This is a genomic window from Flavobacterium ginsenosidimutans (assembly GCF_003254625.1).
GTDB classification, from domain to species: Bacteria; Bacteroidota; Bacteroidia; order Flavobacteriales; family Flavobacteriaceae; genus Flavobacterium; species Flavobacterium ginsenosidimutans.
Map to the genome: position 1 here is coordinate 1 of NZ_QJRJ01000012.1, position 270 is coordinate 270.

Sequence of the window (270 nt, forward strand, 5' to 3'; positions counted from 1 at the left end):
GTACCATCTGAATAAGTTAAATCCCAAGGGCCAGTTCCTGTCAATGCTACCGAAACTGTTGCACTAGAGCCACTGCAAATAGCGACAGAACCACTCACAACTGCTGTTGGTCTTGGGTTTACTGTTATCACAGCACTTCCTGTCATATCAGCAGCTATTGCTGTACAATTTGCACCTTTTAAAGCTGTAACTGTATATGTTGTATTACTTGTTGGACTTACATTGAAAGTATATGGACTTGATGCAATTCCTGTAATATTTGTTGAAGTA

At 39.6% G+C, this 270-nt stretch carries 1 protein-coding gene; it reads right to left on the reverse strand.

Annotation, left to right across the window (positions count from 1 at the left end; translation table 11 throughout):
* Positions 1-270, reverse strand: a 270-nt coding sequence (locus tag DM444_RS00050; protein ID WP_162614870.1) for a hypothetical protein, incomplete at both ends; no start/stop codon positions are given.